This window comes from Mucilaginibacter flavidus, assembly GCF_024055575.1.
GTDB lineage: Bacteria > Bacteroidota > Bacteroidia > Sphingobacteriales > Sphingobacteriaceae > Mucilaginibacter > Mucilaginibacter flavidus.
Map to the genome: position 1 here is coordinate 1 of NZ_JAMXOE010000065.1, position 1300 is coordinate 1300.

General features: G+C 42.0%; 1 protein-coding gene. It reads left to right on the forward strand.

The window, feature by feature from the left end:
• Positions 1-79 precede the first annotated feature (79 nt).
• Positions 80-1162, forward strand: a complete 1083-nt coding sequence (locus tag NAF19_RS30475; RefSeq protein ID WP_252794250.1) for an IS5 family transposase — start codon at positions 80-82, stop codon at positions 1160-1162.
• Positions 1163-1300: the final 138 nt, after the last annotated feature.

Below are 1300 nucleotides of genomic sequence, written 5' to 3' on the forward strand. Positions count from 1 at the left end.
AATTAATGAGACCGTTGCAGAATAAAAACATATAACATATTGTTAAATAGATAGTTAAGTATTTTTTGTATAATTAGACATGCCAACGAATACACAACAACTGAGCTTTTCGGCACTATCCCTATCCAAACGGAAGCTAAAAAGTGAATTTTTTGACCAGATGAACCAATTGTTAGATTTGACGGCAATAGAGATAGAGATCAGGAAGCATTACAACAAGGGTTTTAGTGTGGCTGGCCGCCCCTCGTATAGCGGTTTGCTTTTATTTAAGATGAGCCTGTTACAAACGTGGTACGGATTGAGCGATTACGAAGTAGAAGAAAAAGTTAATGACTCGTTAAGCTTTATGAAATTCGTTGGCTTATCCCTGGAAGATGATGTTCCTGATCATTCGGTATTGAGCAGGTTCAGAACAGCGCTAACTCAAAAGGGTGGCTATGAAAAACTAATGGAACAAATCAATGGTCAATTGGAAACAAGGGGAGTATTGCTAAAAAAGGGAGTCATAGTGGATGCGAGCATCACCGATAGCCCGCGCAAACCCAGGGGGAAAAAAGAATACGAGGTGGTAGAGGATAGAAAAGAAGAACCGGATGCTACCGGAGATGGACAGGAACCCGGCACGGCGCATACAGTATTGGCGATAAAAACACAAAGCCATGTGGATACAGAAGCTGCATGGATAAAAAAAGCGGGTAAGCTGCGTTTTGGTTATAAAAAGCATATCGCCACGGATAATCAGGGCCTTGTCAGGGCGGTCATAACCACAGCTGCCAATGAAAGCGATATCATCCATTTGGAAGACGTGGTAAAAAAGGCCGGTATTGATAAAGGCTCAAGGGTACGGGCCGATAAAGGATACAGTAGTGAGAGCAATCGCCATTACCTCAGAAGTAATGGCTTAAAAGACGGCGTGATGTACAAGGCGGTAAGAAATAAACCGCTCACCAGTCATCAGCAAAAGTTCAATAAAATAGTTAGCCAAACCAGGTTTAAGGTTGAGCGGACATTTGGCGGAATAACCCGGTGGTTTAAAACGGGTGTAACGAGGTATGTGGGCCAGGCTAAAACACATACCCAACACCTGCTGGAGGCCATTGCTTACAACTTATACCGTTCACCTGGGATAGTTGTGTCCAATGCAGAATTATCTGCCAAATAGCAGATAAAAATCGGGTTAAAAACCCCCATAAAATGAAAAACAAAAGAAAATGAACGCCAAATTCAGACATTATTAAAAACCAAAAGCGAAATTCACCGCAAAATCGCTAATACGAAAGGTGTCGTGAATTTTGCAACG